Source organism: Gluconobacter vitians, from assembly GCF_015244565.1.
Taxonomy (GTDB): Bacteria; Pseudomonadota; Alphaproteobacteria; order Acetobacterales; family Acetobacteraceae; genus Gluconobacter; species Gluconobacter vitians.
The window spans coordinates 124553-140884 of record NZ_JABCQG010000006.1 but is presented as its reverse complement, the minus strand read 5'-3'; the positions used below and the strand labels follow the sequence as shown (position 1 = coordinate 140884).

Sequence of the window (16332 nt, the reverse complement as noted above, 5' to 3'; positions counted from 1 at the left end):
TTCTGGCCGGGGCTTTTCTTTTATGCGCAGAGCGAGAGGAAGGCTCAGCCTTTCAGGCGTTCCATGAGCTGGATGCCTTCGGGATTGCCGAGGACTGCGGCCTTTTCCTGACGGGTCAGCCGTTCAAGCGCAACCTGAAGCGACGGTGCCTCCCGCAGCTTCACCAGCCCGACCAGAAGATTGGCGTCAATCGGGCTGCCCGGTTTGCGGGGCGGAGGCAGGGCGCCTTCATGCGCTTCAAGCAGGGTGTGATCCTGACGCAGAGCGGCGAAAGCCTCTTCGGGCGGTGCATTCGGGTCATGGGCCGCACGTTCGCGGGCCGCATCATTGGCCATGGCGAGCTGAAGGATCGGCGGAGGCGCGGTCTCTTCTTCGATCAACAGAAGGCCGGCCCGGCGCAGTTTCAGGCCGACATCCCGGCTTGCCGTGAGCGCTGCCAGCGGAATGGCAAGAATCAGCCCGAGAAGAACGGGCGTCATCCACAGGAACAGCGCCTGCGACACCGACCAGGCCGCAATGGCGAGAAGCAGTCCGAACACCGTGTAGATCCAGTAGCCATGCGCGACTTCCTTCAGCGAAACGCGCCCGTCCTCGCGGTTCTGGGCGTTCCAGCCGGAATCACGCCCCAGCAGGATCGAAATCACGCCGGACGTCTGGATCAGCATGGCGATCGGCGCAATCAAGCCCCCGATCAGTGTTTCCAGAACGATCGAAACCGCCAGCCGGAACACGCCGCCGGAGCCACGCAGGGCAGCGCGGTCGAACAGCATGGCAATGAACGCCAGAGCTTTTGGTGCCAGCAGGATGCCCATTGTTCCGATGAAAACGAGCTTTGCCTGAACCGGATCAACACGCGGCCAGTGCGGGTAAAGCGTCGGCTTCGAGCCGAAATATTCGGGATGGTAGAAATGGGACTGGAGCGAGATCAGGATGCCGAACAGCAGGAACAGAAGCCAGAGCGGCGACATGACATAAGAGCCGATGCCCGTCAGCATGTGGACGCGGCTGACCCAGTGCATGCCCTTGGTGCCGAGGATCTTGCTGTGCTGCAAATTACCCTGACACCAGCGACGGTCGCGGATGGCGACATCGGTCAGGGAAGGGGGGCTCTCTTCGTAGGACCCGAACAGACCGGGCACCATGTGAATGGCCCAGCCGCCACGGCGCATGAGCGCGGCTTCCACGAAGTCATGGCTGAGGATGTGCCCACCAAACGGTGCGCGGCCCTTCAGATGCGGCAGACCGGCCTGTTCGGCAAAGGCCTGGGTGCGGATGATGGCATTATGGCCCCAGTAATTGCCTTCCGAACCATGCCACCAGGCAATGCCATGCGCGATCAGCGGCCCATAGACGCGGCCTGCAAACTGCTGCATCCGGGCAAAAAGCGTGCGGCCACCCACGATGACCGGCAGGGTCTGGATCAGGCCCACGCCGTCATGCTGCTCCATGGCCGCCGTGATGCGGACGATCAGGCTGCCATCCATGACACTGTCGGCATCAAGCGTCAGCATCTGCTGATAGGCCGAACCGAACCGCGTCACCCAGTCGCCCAGATTGCCGGCCTTGCGGTCGACGTTCTTGTGACGGCGACGGTAGAAGACCCGCTTTTCGCCATTCGTGGCTTTCCGGAACTCCAGAAATGCCCGCTCTTCCTGCACCCAGACATCCGGATTGGTCGTATCGGACAGGATGAAGAAATCGAAAGCGTCGATCTGGCCCGTCGCCAGAATGCTGTCATGAATGGCGCGCAGACCGGCGAGAACCCGCGTGGGGTCCTCGTTATAGGTCGGCATCAGGACGGCGGTGCGGTTTTTCAGCTCCGGAAGCGGTCCGGTGCGATGGATGCCAAGCCCCAGCCCGCCCCGCCGGATCAGCGAGACGAACCCGCCGAGACAGGATGTGAAGGACAGGGCGATCCAGAAGGCGAGGATCGCGAACAGGATCAGGATGATGACGCCGAGTGCCGAGACACCCAGCGAGTTGAAGACCTGATTGATCCTGTAGATGCCGTATCCCGTCAGCAGCAGCGCGCCACCGAAGACGAACAGACGGCGCATCCACAGGAAAGACGGCGTGGTGGGCAGGGTGCGGAAGGGTCTGCCATGACGGTCCGGCTGCTGGCGAAGGTTCTGCACCTTCATCGCAAGCGGTGCCTCGGGCGGCAGGAACGGAGCAGCGGCCGGATCAGCGGATGGGGGAAACTCGGTCACGGCGTCCAACGGTACATCCATTTCTCTGAGATCGGACCCTGATCACCAGCGAGCTGGGCCTGCAGTTCACACATCTTCGCGTCGCCGGGCACGAATTCGAAGGTCGTGCGCCAGCCCTGGATTTCAGGGTTCGGCTCGACCACCACATTGCGGATCGTGCCAGGCGAGGCCTGCGAAATCAGATGGAAATTCGCACCCTGCGGCACGTTCTGGAACGGAGCCCCCGTGAAATCGATCACGAAGAACCGCGCATCCGCATGGTCGGTCACGCCGCCGATCCGCGTTGCCGCAACCCGGGCCATCTGGGTCGGCCATGGCGTGTCCCAGCCCCAGTACATCCGGTAGATGTAGCTGTATTCCTGGCCGCCCTTCATGGGCTGCTTGGGACGCCAGAAGGAGACGATGTTGTCGTTCACTTCGTTGGGCGTCGGGATCTCCACGAGATCGACGGCACCATCGCCCCAGTTGCCGATGGGCTCGATCCATAGCGACGGACGTTTCTGGTAGTTGAGCGCCAGATCTTCGTAGTCGTGGAAGGACCGCTTGCGCTGCATCAGGCCGAAACCGTGCGGGCTGCTGTCCTCGAAGGCCGAGAACTGGAGATCGGTCGGGTTGATGAGCGGCCGGTAAAGCTGCTGCCCCGCACCGGTCCACATCTGGAGTGCCTCGCTGTCATGTGCGGCCGGACGCCAGTCATCGACGTGATTGCGCTCGTTGGTGTCAAAATAGAACATGCCCGTGAGCGGCGCGATCCCGGATTCCGTGATGTCCTGACGCGGGAACAGCGAGGACTGCACGTCGAAAACGGTTGTATCGCCGGGGCGGATGGTGAAGCGGAATGCACCGGTCAGGGACGGGCTGTCGAGCAGCGCGTGAATGACGATGGACTCCACGCCCGGCTCCGGCTTCTCCAGCCAGAACTCGCGGAACAGGGCGAATTCCTCGCCCTTCGGATTGCCGGTGCCATCCGCGAAGGCACGGGCGGACAGTCCGTAATTCTGGCCCTTGGCTACGGCGCGGAAATAGGACGCACCAAGGAAGACGGCACATTCTTCCATGACACCCGGCGTGTTGATCGCATAGCGCAGACGCAGGCCCGAGAAGCCGAGATCATCCGTGACGCGCAGGACGGGGTTGGAATAGGTGAAGAGATCGGGATCGTAGGGAATGGGCGTGGACTGCCCGCCCGTGACCTCGTTCATGCCGATCCGCGGCTTGTACAGGAAACCGCGCGGGAAGAACTCCACGTCAAACGCCAGGTTCTGGCCATGCCACAGGGCTTTCTCAGGATTGAAGGCGATGCCGCGGAACTGGTCGAAATCCATGTTCGCAATGGCATTGGGCAGCGCCTGCGATGGCGGGGAGTAGGGTTTTTTCGAAAGGCGCTGTGCGATGAGGCGGACCGTTCCGTCATCAAAGGGGGTCGATTGCGGCGCAGGGGTCGCGGCTGGTGGAGATGTGGCTGTGGACTGGGCATGGGCCATACGGTTAGCTGTTCCCAGAAGGGTCAGTCCGGCCCCAAGCTTGACCAGATCACGGCGCAGGATACTCATACTCTTCCCAATATCCCAGTTTCTGTCGGTATCTCCGAAACGAAGCCCGATCTTCCAGCGATACGCCGGAAGCCCTTCGTTGCGAAGAGCCCTTCTATGGTGAAGGTGCCATTTCACAAGGTCTGGCACGGCCTTTTTATGGCATGCGTCCCAGATGACACATTATTGTGAAATCTGTTGCTGCAAGACATCAAGTAACGGAACATTGCCGGACAATTCGGCGACAGATGTTTCCGTTATTGCGTCGAGATGCGGAACCCTGAACAGGATGCGGGTTTTGCCAAAGCGCGCAATATCGCGTTCGTTGCCCGGATTGGGTGGCCCGACCGGCACGACACCCAGTACCGGAATGTCCCGTCGCCGCAGTGCTTCAAGGCTCAGAAGCGTGTGATTGATCGTCCCCAGTCCGCTGCGCGTGACCAGTACGGCCGGCAGGCCCAGGCTTTCGATCAGGTCCACGAGCATCATGTCCTCACGCACCGGCACCATCAGTCCGCCCGCGCCTTCCACGACCAGCGGCCCCTGTACCTGCGGCAGGACAAGCCGCCCCGGATTAACCGTTACGTTTTCCAGATCGCCTGCCGCGAGTGGGGCAAGCGGGGCCTGAAATGCATAGGCGGGGGGGATGATCCGTGCAGCAAACAGCCCCGCAAGGTCCCGGACGGTAGGCGTATCGCCTTCCTCATCCGCAAGGCCGGTCTGAAGCGGTTTCCAGTAGGTGGCGTTCCAGGCACGGCACAGAATGGCGCTGACCAGCGTCTTGCCGATCCCGGTATCCGTTCCCGTGACGAAAACCCCGCGTTGAAAATTCATGGCTCTGTCCTTTCCGCTTTTACGCCGGATTTCACGAATGTCCCGATGCCGATCTGATAGGTCACGCTGGAATGCGTGCGGTCAAAATGCCGCATGGCCCGGCGCAGGGCCGCGGTGCTGGCGGGCGTGCTGCCAGCACGCGGAACCGACGCTCCGATCTGCCGCAGACCCCGCAGGAAGTCCCGCGCACTGTCCACGGGATCATGCAGCGTCAACACCTCCCAAGTTCCTGCGCCACTTGTAGGCCACTCGGCTTGCACCGTCTGCGCGGACGGATAATCCGGCACGCCACAGGGCGCGCCTTCTGCGAGACAGGCCTGTTTCCATTCGTCCAGACTGCCCTGCAGCAGCGTCGTGACCATCAGTCGACTCTGTGGCGCCAGCAGGTCACAAAGCCGTCGCAAGCCGTCGCTCCGGTTCGAGAACCATTGCAGGCACAGACTGGAGGCAATCAGATCGAACGGTCCGGATACGTCCGGATGTTCGGCGTCCATGACGTGAAAGCGGATGGCTTCACCCGAAAGCCGCTGACATGCTCGCGCGACCATGCCAGGCGCCAGATCGGTCGCGAGCAGGCTGGCCTGCGGGAAATGATCTGCCAGTTGTGCCGTCAGAAAGCCGGTGCCGCAGCCGAATTCCAGAATGGAAGTGGGGTCTGCGGCGGTGCTTCGGATGCGGTCCATCAGTGTCGTGGCGCAGCGGCGCTGGATATGGGCGGCGGCGTCATAGTCTTCGGCCGCGTCAAATCGCGCGGCGATGCTGTTCCGGCGCCGGGTGTTTTCGGAAGTCTCAGCGCGGGTCATTGAGCCACCGCCGCACGAAACCCGCGCAGAGTCCGGGGTGAGTGAGGGGTAGCAGATGGCCGCCTTCAACCCGTTCGCCCGGTGTTGCAAAACCTGCCTTCGCTGCGCCGAACGGATCATCCGTGCCCGTCATCCAGTGCAGCCGGTCCTTCCAATTTGCAGTCTGTGGGCGACATTCCAGAGTCTGAAGCGCGTCCAGTCCACGATCCAGTGCATCCACATCCGGCGTGCCGGGAAAAGGCGCATCCGTTCCACAGAGAGCACGGAAATCGTACAGAACGGCGGCCGGATCACGTTTCAGGCGAGCCCGCATCCGGGTCAGAACCCGCTCAGGCGTCCCGTCTGGAAAGTCCGGCGCGGTTGTGAAACGCGGAAAGCCGTTGAAAAACACCAGCCCCTCACATCCCGGCAGGTCCTGCCCCAGCAGCGCCAGTGATCCGGCCGAATGTCCAACAGCTAGATAGGGCGTTTGCGGCAGGGCCGGGCGCTGTTCAGGGCCGAAATAACCGCAATCCACGACCTGCACGTTCACATCCGGCAGATGCGCCAGCATTGGCGCCCAGAAGGACGCGTCAAACCCCCAGCCGTGCACAAGATAAAGCGCCCGTGTCATGCGACGTCTCTTGTCAGAGCGATGACAGCCTGCCCCAGACGGTCGATTTCCGTATCGCTCAGCCCGGCATGCAGCGCCAGCCGCAGTCGCGCGGTTCCGGCAGGCACGGTCGGCGGCCGGATCGCTACCGTCAGGAAACCGGCTTCTTCAAGCCCGGCGGCCACGGCCATGGCGCGTTCGGACTCTCCGATCAGGACAGGAACGATCTGCGTCGTAGAGTTCGCCGTGTGAAGGCCCGCCTCATGCAGCATGGTTCGAAGCCGCTCCGCCTGTCCGAGTAGCAGGGTGCGTTCTTCATCAAGCTCCGGCACGACATCCAGTGCCGCATCGATCGCACCCAGAACCGCAGGGGGCAGGGCCGTGCTGTAAATGAAGCCCGATGCATGGTTCACCAGATAGTCACAAAGCGGTTTCGAGCCCGCGACATAAGCGCCCATGCCGCCCAGCGCCTTGCTGCATGTTCCCATCGTCAGATCAGCCATCCCGCAGGACAGGCCGCGACCTTTCGGCCCCAGAACGCCGGTCGCATGGGCTTCATCTATATAAAGGAATGCTCCGGCCCGATCCGCCAGCGCCCGGAGCGCCGGAATATCTGCCCGGTCTCCATCCATGGAGAACACGCTTTCCGTCACGATCATCCGTAGGCCGGGTTTTTCGGCCTCGCGGGCCAGCAGGCTTTCCAGATGGGACAGATCGTTGTGCCGGAACCGAATCTGCCGCACACCAGCCGCCGCACAGCCATGATGCAGGCTGGCATGGTTCAGCCGGTCTGAAAATACCAGCATCAGCGCGCCCGTCCGGGCCACGGACAACGCACAAAGTGCAGGCATGACGGAGGCGTTGGCCTGCCAGCCAGAGGCGAACAGGATCGCGTCCTCGCAGCCCTTGAACGCCGCTATTTTCGTCTCGACCTGCCGATGCAGGTCCAGCGTTCCGCTGACCAATCGGGAAGCCCGGGCCCCTGTCCCGAAACGCAGCGCCCAGTCCGCTGCCCGCTCCCGCAGCAACGGGTGATCCGTCAGCCCCAGATAGTCGTTGGACGACACATCCAGCATCCGTCGCCCGTCGCGGACGATCATGCCGTCCTGCCGGACCACCGCGCGCAGGGTCCGGCGTGTCCCGGCGGCTTCGCGCTCGGTCAGGGTGGCCGTGAAATGGGGGTCAAACAGGCTCATGCGCGCTCCCGCAGCACGTCCACGATGGCCGTCGTCAGACGCTTGAGCTCTTCGGGCGGGATGGTGAAGGCAGGCGTCAGATAGACGATGTTGCGGAAGGGCCGGATCCAGACGCCGCGTTCCACGAAGGCCCGGCGGAGCGCATCGGGATCGTCCAGCGTTTCAAGCTCCACCACGCCGATTGCGCCGAGAACGCGCACATCCTTGACCCTGGGCAGCGCGCGGCAGGGTTCCAGTTCCCGCGCAAGCTGGGCTGAAATCGCCGCAACCTGTTCCAGTCGCGGTTCGGTCTCGAACAGGTCCAGCGATGCATTGGCGACCGCACAGGCCAGCGGATTGGCCATGAAGGTCGGCCCGTGCATCAGGGCGTGCCCGGCGCTGTCGGACAGGAATGCCTCGAAGACGTGCTGCCGGGCCACCGTGGCCGCCAGCGCCATGGTTCCGCCGGTCAGGGCCTTCGACAGCGCCACGATATCCGGCACGATCCCGGCCTGTTCGCAGGCAAACATTGTCCCGGTGCGGCCGAAACCGGTGAAAATCTCGTCCAGAATCAGCAGGATTCCGTGCCGGTCGCACAGTTCGCGCAGACGGCGCAGGACTTCCGGGTCATGGAACAGCATGCCGCCCGCACCCTGAACCAGAGGCTCCGTGACCATAGCCGCGATGCTGTCGCCGCGTTCCGCCAGCAGGGCTTCAATCCGCGCCAGACTGTCCGCATCCACAGGCAGATCGGCCAGAACCTGTTCGGGCAGTACGCCGGCGAAGAGGCTGTGCATGCCTTCCTCGGGGTCGCAGATGGACATCATGCCCAGCGTGTCCCCGTGATAGCCGCCGCGGAAAGACAGGATCTTCGTCCGGCCTTCTGTGCCCCGGTTGATGTGGTACTGCACCGCCATTTTGATAGCGACTTCCATCGCGACCGATCCGGAATCGGTGAAGAACACCCGCTCCAGATCGCCCGGCAGCATCGCTGCCAGCCGCGCGGCCAGACGGATGGCGGGTTCATGCACCATGCCGCCAAACATTACATGCGGCATCTGCTCTGCCTGCCGGACCAGTGCCGCGTGAATATGCGGGTGGCTGTAGCCATGACAGGCCGTCCACCAGGCTGCCACTCCGTCAACCAGTTCCCGCCCGTCCGCGAGCGTGATCCGGCTTCCGGATGTGCTGACGGCTTCCACGGGGAAGGGGGCGGTCTGCATCTGGGTGTAGGGCAGCCACAGATGCGGCAGGTCAGCTGCGGCCAGATCAGCGGTGGAAGAAGCGTTGCGAGACATGGCTTGCGTTTTCCCGCATGGGCGGGGGGTGAGTCCATCCCCTGCGTTTCTATTGGGCCATAGCACAGGGCGGAGATTGTTCCGCAGGTGGCATGCCGTATCATAAAAAGGTCACGTTTTGTCAGGCAACGATGTGGCATCACCCCCGTTAGTAGAGCGTTCCAAGCCACCGGAATCCTGAAGAGGAGACTGTGCGGAACGTGAAAACATTCTGTGCTCCCAGCGCGGGAGTCATGACGAGGTTGAAGACCAATGCTGAGTTCCAAGGTCATTCATGTTGATGGCGTTTTTCTGGGGACGGCCATCGTGAGTGCAAGCCTGAATACCCTGCGTTTCTATGCCACACATGAAAGCGTGCGTGCCCTGCACAATGCCTGCATGCCGGATTTCAGCATGCTTTATGCCCAGGTCAAAAGCCTGTTCAACCGCAGCCGCCTGTTGGCCCCGAAGACTGCCTGATGTGCTGCGGCACATCAGGTGCCGCAGAATGTATTCCTGACTGTCTCATGCGGGGCAGGCGGTGCGTCCAGGCCGTCTGTCGCCTCATCAAACGGATGTGACAGCGCCGCGACCAGACGGTGGAATGGAGTGTAATCGCCCGCCACCGCTGACTGGATCATCTCTTCGATCCTGTGATTGCGAGGAATGATGCGTGGATTGGTCGCCTGCATGTCCGTGTAACAGGCTTCGACCAATCGCTCTTCGCGATCCAGCCGCGCCCGCCAGTCCACGATCCAGTCTTCGATTCCGGAACCGGGATTGAACAGCGCCACCAGATTCTCGGTCTGTCCGGTCCGGACGACTTCACCAAGTCGCCGGAAGGTCAGCGTGAAATCCGCTTCGCCACGATGCATGGCCGTCAGCAGACGTCCTGCCAGCCTGGCATCTCCGTCCTCTTCCAGCGCCAGACCGAGCTTCCGCCGCCATCCGCCGAGATAGGTGTCGTTGAACACGGCATCAAAGCGCATCAATGCGCCCCTGGCCTTTTCAATGGCCTGCTCGCGGTCACTGTCCAGCAGGGGCAGAAGCGTTTCTGCCAGCCGTCCAAGGTTCCACAACGCCATGTCCGGCTGGTTTCCATAGGCATAGCGCCCGTTCTGGTCGATGAAGCTAAAGACCTTTGCCGGGTCGTAGGTATCCAGAAATGCGCAGGGGCCGAAATCGATGGTCTCGCCTGCGATGGACATGTTGTCTGTGTTCATGACGCCATGAATGAACCCGACCAGCATCCAGCGCGCCACCAGATTCGCCTGCCGGGCTGTGACAGTTTTCAGTAGCGCCAGATAGGGATTTTCGGCGTCTTTCAGCTCTGGATACAGGCGTTCGATGACATGGTCCGCAAGGATACGGACGCCTTCGATGTCCCCCTGCGCAGCAAAATACTGGAACGTCCCGACCCGCACATGGCTGGATGCGACCCGTACAATGATCCCGCCGGGCTGCATCGTTTCCCGTACCACGCTCTCGCCTGTCGTCAGGACCGCAAGCGCGCGTGTCGTAGGGATGCCCAGCGCATGCATGGCTTCACTCACCACATATTCGCGCAGAACCGGTCCCAGAGCCGCCCGTCCGTCCCCGCGTCGTGAAAACGGCGTCGGCCCGGACCCTTTGAGGTGAATGTCCCGAAGCCGTCCCGTCCGATCCATCACTTCACCGGCCAGCATGGCCCGTCCGTCACCCAGACTGGGTACGAAATGCCCGAACTGATGTCCCGCATAGGCCATCGCCACCGGCGCGGCTCCATCAGGACGCGTTCCCTGACTAAGGAACGCAACACCCGCCGGGCTCCGCAGCCAGTCCGGATCCAGTCCCAGTTCAAGGGCCAGTGGCTCGTTCAGCGCCACGATCTGCGGATCACGCAGCGGTGTCGGAGTGAGCGCCGCGGAGAAGCGTTCGGGAAGGGAGGCGTAGATGCGGGAGAACTGCATCGGTTATCCAATCAGGACTGAAGAAGTCTTTCTTCAGATGGGCCATTCCCCGTCAAAAGGGAAGGGGATCGACTGCAAAGCAGTGTTCGCTCAGCAAATCCGTCAGCCAGTCCGTGAAGACTTCCAGCCGCCGGGAAAGATGCTTCCGGTGGGGATAGAGTAACGTCATGGGGAGCGGAGCCGGACGCCATTGTGGCAGAACATTCACAAGCTCGCCTTTGTGGATATGAGGCAGCACATCATAAGCCGGAAGCTGGGCGAGCCCTAGTCCGGCGAGACAGCACGCTACGGCGCCTTCGGCACTATTGACCGTTATCCGTCCCTGAAGCGGTATGCTCTCTTCCCGCCCGTCCGCTTCCCATTCCCACTCCTCGATCCTTCCGGTGGATGGAGAGGCGTAGAGAATGGCCTGATGGTTTGGGAGATCTTCCAGTGTACGGGGCGTACCGTGGCGGGCCAGATAGGCCGGGCTGGCAACGTTGAGAACAGGCAGCATGCCGAGCCTGCGTCCGATCAGGCTGGAATCCCGCAGCGGCCCGACGCGCAATACGCAGTCGGTGCCGTCCTCGGCCAGATTGATGCTCCGGTCGGTCATGCCAAGCTCGATATCCAGACCGGGATGCCGCTCCAGGAATTGCGGCAGGGCCGGGGCTACGATCAGTCGGCCGATCCTTCCAGGCAGGTTGACCTTCACATGCCCCCGCGTTTCCTCCTGGCGGAAACGGAACTGGTTTTCGGCATCCTCGAAATCGACCAGAAGGCGCAGCGCATTCTGATGGAAAAGCTTTCCGTCCTCCGTAAGCCGGACGGAGCGTGTCGTGCGGGTCAGGAGTTGGGTTCCGAGCCTGTTTTCCAGCTCCTGCACGGCGGTCGAGACGGTGGAGCGCGGCATCTGAAGCGTGTCGGCGGCGTGGGTGAAGCTTCCGCTTTCCGCGACCCGCACGAAAATGCGGAACAGGTCTATGCGGTCCATTATGCCTCCGACGTCAGGACATCCGGTTTGTTCGGTTTTCCTGACAGATGATGTCAGAACTTCGTCCTTTTTGCAGCTTTCCTGACAAATTATAGTTCAGATCGTCATCCATCAGCGCAAGGAGGCCGTTCTCATGGCCGATCACAGCATCAAGGGAAAAACCGCTCTCATTACGGGCGGAGCCAAAAATCTCGGTGGTCTGATTGCCCGCGATCTCGCGGCGCAGGGCGCGGCTGCCATTGCCATTCATTACAACAGCGCTGCCACAAAGGCTGATGCCGACGCCACGGTCGCCGCCCTGAAAGCACAGGGTGTCAAGGCAGAGGCCTTCCAGGGAGACCTGACGACTGCCGGCGCCAATGCAAAGCTTTTCGAGGACGTCATCGCGGCTGTCGGGAAGCCGGACATTGCCATCAACACGGCGGGAAAGGTGCTCAAGAAGCCAATCCTCGAAACCTCCGAGGAAGAGTATGACGAGATGTTCGCGATCAACGCGAAGGCAGCCTATTTCTTCATCAAGGAAGCCGGACGTCATCTGAATGACAATGGGAAGCTCCTGACCATCGTGACATCCCTGCTCGGGGCCTATACGCCGTTCTATTCGACCTATGCCGGATCGAAAGCGGCCGTCGAGCATGTGACACGTGCGGCCTCCAAGGAGTTCGGCGCGCGCGGCATTTCCGTCAATGCGATCGGGCCGGGGCCGATGGACACGCCGTTCTTCTACGGACAGGAAGCGCCGGAAGCCGTAGCCTACCACAAGAGCGCGGCTGCCCTGTCGGCTTTCAGTCGTACGGGCCTGACCGATATCGAGGATATCGTCCCCATCGTCCGGTGCCTGGTCTCGGATGGCTGGTGGATGACCGGCCAGACCATCCTCGTCAATGGCGGATACACGACAAAGTAACAGCCTTTGAAAGGCTGGAAGCAGAAAGCTGATGCCTCCGGGAAGCCGCAATCTGCGGTAACGGAACTGGCAAAAACGAAAACTTCCGGGTCGGAATACAGGACACGGGATATGATTTTTCTGCTCATATCCCGTGTTTTCAATAAAACGGTCATGTGATGAGGGTGACTATGCTTTAAGCCGTTAATGAGTTTTTGATCTCTCTGGACTATGCTGACCCCAGATATTTTTCAGTTCCCACCCGCAAGGGTGGTGACGGAAAAGAGAGTCTTCTCTATTCATGAGAACATGAACTGGCGTTCCTACCTTTGGTGCCGCCTGCGCGCGACAACAGCATAGAGGACATTTCGTGGAGCATACCCAGAGCTTGTCAGGCCCGGACGGAAGAGTCAGTCCGACCGTTATCCGGCTTTATGCTGTCCTGGCCGCAGCCCGTTATCACGGCCTTGAACTGGATATCCGCGATTTTGCGGCAGAGCCAGGTGAGGATTCGCCTTCTCCTGCCACCCTTGCAAGATGGCTGAACGAACAGGGCGCTGTTGCCAAGGGGATGCGCCTTCGGTGGCGTTATCTCGTCAAGATTCGCAATTCCCCGCCCGTTGTCCTGATGTTCAAGGATGGCTCTGCCGGGCTAATGGTGCGTGCCGATGCCGACAAGGGCGTGGTGTGGCTTCGGGATCCAATGGGTGGCGAGGGTGATGCCCCCGTCCCGGTAGATGAACTGCGTCTCATGCAGGTCTGGACCGGTGATGTCCTGCTGGTCAAACGTCGTCGCGACGAATCCGAGGCCGACGCAAAGTTTGACATGCTGTGGTTCGTGAAGATGGTGCTTCGCGAAAAGAAGGTAATGCGCGACATTGCCTTTGCATCGCTGATCCTGAGCATCATTCAGATCTTTCCCGCGCTGATCGTCATGCAGGTTATCGATCGCGTGGTGAACTACCATTCCATGGCGACGCTGATCTCGCTGACCGCCTTTGTCATCATTCTTTCCTTCTACGAAATCCTGCTGACCTATGCCCGGCGGGAGCTGTCGCTGATCCTGTCCACCCGCCTGGATGCCAGGATTTCGCTGCACGCTTTCAACAGACTTCTTGCACTTCCGCTGGAATTCTACGAACGCGAACAGACAGGTGAAATTCTCGGTCGGTTCATGTCCGTCTTCAAAGTCAGGGACTTTCTGACCGGACAGTTGATGAACACCCTATTGGATCTTTTTACGCTTGTCGTAATCCTGCCTGTGCTGTTTGTGCTGAGCGCAACACTCGCATGGATGACCTTAGCTGGGGCAGGCTGCATCGGCTTGATTGTGGTGATATTCCTTCCGGCTGTTACCCGTGCCGTTGGCAAGCAGGTGCTTGCAGAAATGAAGCGTGGCTCCATCCTGTACGAGACGGTCGCCGGTATCCGGACCGTCAAGACGCTTGCTCTTGAATCAACGCGACGGGAACTATGGGATGACCGGACGGCAGATGTGGTGCGATGGAAGCTGGCTGCTGGGCGCATGGCCAGCTGGCCACAGACTCTGGTTATGCCTTTTGAAATCTTCATCAACCGAGGTATTATCCTGGTAGGAGCCTATCTGATCCTGACCAATGCCAGTTCCATGCAGTCTGGCGCGCTCATGGGGTTCATGATGCTGGGTGGACGTGTGGCCAGCCCGCTTGTCAGTCTTGCCAAGCTGATGGAAGCCTTCAATGAGGTCAGTGTCTCCCTGAGCGAAGCCGGAGCAGTACTGAATCAACCTACGGAAACCAAGGCGCTGACAACAGGCATGCGTCCTGTCGTCAAGGGAGCACTTTCGTTCAACCATGTCGATTTCTGTTATCCGGGATCGACGTCTAAGGCTCTGAACGACGTTACGTTCGATATCCCTGCCGGAACAATGCTGGGTCTCGTAGGACGCTCAGGCTCTGGTAAATCGACGATTACCCGCCTCCTGCAGGGTGTGAGCCGTAACTATACGGGGTATCTGCGTCTCGATGGTGTGGATCTGCGTGAAATCAATCTGACACATCTGCGCCGTTCGTTTGGTGTGGTGCTTCAGGACAACTTCCTGTTCCGCGGAACAATCCGCGACAATATCACGGCGGGCCGTCCCGGGCTGACGATTGATGATGCAATCCGGGCAGCGCGCCTCGCCGGTGCGGAAGAATTCATCGAACGCATGCCTGCAGGCTACGACACATGGATTGAGGAAGGCTCGACCAATATCTCGGGTGGGCAGCGGCAACGGCTTGCAATTGCCCGTGCTGTGATCAGTGATCCAAAGCTGATGATCCTGGATGAGGCGACATCGGCTCTGGATCCGGAATCTGAAGCTCTGGTGAATGCCAATCTGCAGCGGATCGGCAAGGGCAGAACAATGGTGATCGTCTCTCACCGTCTGTCCTCGCTTGTGAACTGTCATCAGATCGCGGTCATGGATCAGGGTAAGCTTGTTGATATCGCTCCGCACAGGGTCCTGCTGGAGCGGTGCGAAATCTATCGCATGTTGTGGCTGCAGCAGAACCGGCACATGACAGACAAAGATGTTCCCGGCGCCGCTGGGCAACTGACGGAAGGAGAGTAATCATGAGCTCTTCCGACATGATTCCGCATGACGACAACACGCCGCGTCAGTCCGATGAAGATTTCAACCAGCATGTGCCTCGGACAGCTACGGACCCGTTCGCGCCCAACGACATGCCTCTGGCCCTGCTCGAGTTCCATTCGCCGACTGCAGGGCTCGTCAATCTTCCGGCGACACCGGCTGCCCGCTATATCATCCTGCTGATCGGATGCCTGTTCCTGGCCTGCCTGGCGGCCATGGCGCTGTTCCCGATCAACCGTGTGGTCTCGACACCAGGGCGCCTGATTTCAACACAGCCGACTATTGTCGTGCAGCCCCTTGAAACAGCCATTATCCGTTCCATCGATGTCCACGTTGGCGATTTCGTAAAAAAGGGTGATGTTCTCGCGCATCTCGACCCGACGATTAGCGAAGCTGACATTACGAATATGGGCCAGCAGCGTGATGCCTATCAGGCGGAATATGATCGCCTGAAAGCCGAAGCTGCGGATCAGGACTATCATGTCAACCTGAACGATCCGGCTTCGGTGGAGCAGGGTGCCGCGTTCCTGCGTCGCAAGAACGAATATCAGGCACATGTCGAAAACTATGCCCAGCAGATCGCCAGCCTCGAGAGTGATATCCAGGGTTATCGGGCCAATGCCGCCATGTATGGCAGCAAGATGCGTGTCGCGTCCGAGGTTCTGCAGATGCGTCAGCGGGAACAGGCTGATCAGGTGGGTTCCCGTCTTTCGACCCTTGGCGCCCAGACCGAACTGATGGAAGCCGAACGGGCCGAGATCGCTGCCCAGCAGAGTGCCAATTCTGCAGAGAAAAAACTGGCTGCCATGAAGGCGGAACGTGACGGCTATATCGGAAACTGGCAGGCCAAGATCTATTCGGATCTTACCGAAGCTGGCCATCATCTGGCGGAATATCGCAGTTCGTTTGAAAAAGCGCGTCTTCGTCAGGATCTTGTTCTGCTGCGGGCACCCGAGGATGGTATTGTTCTGACGATTGCACAGGGCTCTGTCGGCTCTGTCCTGCAATCGGCAGGGCAGTTCATTACGCTCGTCCCCACAGGCTATGGTCTTGAAATGGAAGCCGTTCTGCGCTCGCAGGATGTGGGCTTCGTTCAGGTCGGAGACCATGCGCTCCTGAAATTTGCGACGTTCCCGTATGATCAGTATGGCGGTGCAGAAGCGACGGTTCGCGTCATCAGTGCAGATGCTTTCACACCGTCCTCACAAAATGGTGGTGCTGGTGGAAGTGGAAATGCTTCCCCTGACGATACTGGCGCTTCAGGTGTTTACCGTGTTCGTCTGCGGATTGACCGCTACACGCTTCACGGTCAGCCTTCCTTCTTCCATCCGATGCCGGGTATGGCAGTAACAGCCGACATCGATGTCGGGAAACGGACAGTGCTGCAGTACCTGTTCAACAAGCTTACGCCAGCGCTTACGAATGGCATGAGGGAGCCATAACAGAAGTATGGAGCGTTCCTAAAAACGCTCGAAGGAACGCCCGGC

General features: G+C 60.4%; 13 protein-coding genes. 4 read left to right on the top strand and 9 right to left on the bottom strand.

Features of this window, described 5'->3' with window-relative positions:
- Positions 1-44: 44 nt before the first annotated feature.
- The 7 genes from mdoH to HKD24_RS06740 form a co-directional block, all read right to left on the bottom strand.
- Complete coding sequence (mdoH, locus tag HKD24_RS06770) at positions 45-2231, bottom strand: glucans biosynthesis glucosyltransferase MdoH (RefSeq protein WP_194259594.1); 2187 nt, start codon at positions 2229-2231, stop codon at positions 45-47.
- Complete coding sequence (locus HKD24_RS06765) at positions 2207-3763, bottom strand: glucan biosynthesis protein (protein ID WP_194259593.1); 1557 nt, start codon at positions 3761-3763, stop codon at positions 2207-2209. The genes mdoH and HKD24_RS06765 overlap by 25 nt, the downstream gene beginning before the upstream one ends.
- Before the next feature lie 162 nt (positions 3764-3925).
- The gene (gene bioD, locus HKD24_RS06760) at positions 3926-4576 is read right to left on the bottom strand and encodes a dethiobiotin synthase (RefSeq protein WP_194259592.1); all 651 of its coding nucleotides are present in this window, start codon (positions 4574-4576) and stop codon (positions 3926-3928) included.
- The gene (locus HKD24_RS06755) at positions 4573-5379 is read right to left on the bottom strand and encodes a methyltransferase domain-containing protein (RefSeq protein WP_194259591.1); all 807 of its coding nucleotides are present in this window, start codon (positions 5377-5379) and stop codon (positions 4573-4575) included. Before HKD24_RS06755 ends, bioD begins: the two co-directional genes overlap by 4 nt.
- Positions 5366-5992, bottom strand: coding sequence for an alpha/beta hydrolase family protein (locus HKD24_RS06750; protein WP_194259590.1), 627 nt, complete (start codon positions 5990-5992; stop codon positions 5366-5368). The genes HKD24_RS06755 and HKD24_RS06750 overlap by 14 nt, the downstream gene beginning before the upstream one ends.
- On the bottom strand, positions 5989-7167 hold the full coding sequence (locus HKD24_RS06745; RefSeq protein ID WP_194259589.1) for an aminotransferase class I/II-fold pyridoxal phosphate-dependent enzyme: 1179 nt from the start codon (positions 7165-7167) through the stop codon (positions 5989-5991). The genes HKD24_RS06750 and HKD24_RS06745 overlap by 4 nt, the downstream gene beginning before the upstream one ends.
- The gene (locus HKD24_RS06740) at positions 7164-8444 is read right to left on the bottom strand and encodes an adenosylmethionine--8-amino-7-oxononanoate transaminase (RefSeq protein WP_194259588.1); all 1281 of its coding nucleotides are present in this window, start codon (positions 8442-8444) and stop codon (positions 7164-7166) included. Before HKD24_RS06740 ends, HKD24_RS06745 begins: the two co-directional genes overlap by 4 nt.
- A gap of 252 nt (positions 8445-8696) precedes the next feature.
- Here HKD24_RS06740 and HKD24_RS06735 point away from each other — a divergent pair, with 252 nt between their 5' ends.
- Positions 8697-8903, top strand: coding sequence for a hypothetical protein (locus tag HKD24_RS06735; protein WP_194259587.1), 207 nt, complete (start codon positions 8697-8699; stop codon positions 8901-8903).
- 14 nt (positions 8904-8917) lie between these two features.
- Here the strand turns inward: HKD24_RS06735 and HKD24_RS06730 are convergent, their stop codons facing one another.
- A complete protein-coding gene (locus HKD24_RS06730; protein ID WP_194259586.1) occupies positions 8918-10372 on the bottom strand; it encodes a protein adenylyltransferase SelO in 1455 nt (484 codons plus the stop codon).
- A gap of 52 nt (positions 10373-10424) precedes the next feature.
- Positions 10425-11345 (bottom strand): LysR family transcriptional regulator, encoded by a 921-nt coding sequence (locus HKD24_RS06725; protein WP_194259585.1) that lies wholly within the window; start codon positions 11343-11345, stop codon positions 10425-10427.
- 133 nt (positions 11346-11478) lie between these two features.
- On the opposite strand from HKD24_RS06725, the gene HKD24_RS06720 reads away from it, so the two are divergent.
- From HKD24_RS06720 to HKD24_RS06710, 3 genes are all read left to right on the top strand, one after another.
- Positions 11479-12252: an SDR family oxidoreductase gene (locus HKD24_RS06720; RefSeq protein ID WP_194259584.1), complete on the top strand. Its 774-nt coding sequence runs from the start codon at positions 11479-11481 to the stop codon at positions 12250-12252.
- Between the two features lie 421 nt (positions 12253-12673).
- Positions 12674-14824, top strand: a complete 2151-nt coding sequence (locus tag HKD24_RS06715; RefSeq protein WP_194259614.1) for a peptidase domain-containing ABC transporter — start codon at positions 12674-12676, stop codon at positions 14822-14824.
- A gap of 2 nt (positions 14825-14826) precedes the next feature.
- Positions 14827-16287, top strand: coding sequence for an HlyD family type I secretion periplasmic adaptor subunit (locus HKD24_RS06710; RefSeq protein WP_194259583.1), 1461 nt, complete (start codon positions 14827-14829; stop codon positions 16285-16287).
- The last annotated feature ends 45 nt before the right edge of the window (positions 16288-16332 follow it).

Excerpts from the sequence above, each read along its gene's own strand:
- HKD24_RS06710 (WP_194259583.1), top strand. The coding sequence starts at position 14,827 with ATGAGCTCTTCCGACATGATTCCGCATGACGACAACACGCCGCGTCAG.
- HKD24_RS06765 (WP_194259593.1), bottom strand. The coding sequence starts at position 3,763 with ATGAGTATCCTGCGCCGTGATCTGGTCAAGCTTGGGGCCGGACTGACC.
- HKD24_RS06730 (WP_194259586.1), bottom strand. The coding sequence starts at position 10,372 with ATGCAGTTCTCCCGCATCTACGCCTCCCTTCCCGAACGCTTCTCCGCG.
- HKD24_RS06725 (WP_194259585.1), bottom strand. The coding sequence starts at position 11,345 with ATGGACCGCATAGACCTGTTCCGCATTTTCGTGCGGGTCGCGGAAAGC.
- HKD24_RS06735 (WP_194259587.1), top strand. The coding sequence starts at position 8,697 with ATGCTGAGTTCCAAGGTCATTCATGTTGATGGCGTTTTTCTGGGGACG.
- HKD24_RS06720 (WP_194259584.1), top strand. The coding sequence starts at position 11,479 with ATGGCCGATCACAGCATCAAGGGAAAAACCGCTCTCATTACGGGCGGA.
- bioD (WP_194259592.1), bottom strand. The coding sequence starts at position 4,576 with ATGAATTTTCAACGCGGGGTTTTCGTCACGGGAACGGATACCGGGATC.
- HKD24_RS06755 (WP_194259591.1), bottom strand. The coding sequence starts at position 5,379 with ATGACCCGCGCTGAGACTTCCGAAAACACCCGGCGCCGGAACAGCATC.
- HKD24_RS06745 (WP_194259589.1), bottom strand. The coding sequence starts at position 7,167 with ATGAGCCTGTTTGACCCCCATTTCACGGCCACCCTGACCGAGCGCGAA.
- HKD24_RS06750 (WP_194259590.1), bottom strand. The coding sequence starts at position 5,992 with ATGACACGGGCGCTTTATCTTGTGCACGGCTGGGGGTTTGACGCGTCC.
- mdoH (WP_194259594.1), bottom strand. The coding sequence starts at position 2,231 with ATGGATGTACCGTTGGACGCCGTGACCGAGTTTCCCCCATCCGCTGAT.
- HKD24_RS06740 (WP_194259588.1), bottom strand. The coding sequence starts at position 8,444 with ATGTCTCGCAACGCTTCTTCCACCGCTGATCTGGCCGCAGCTGACCTG.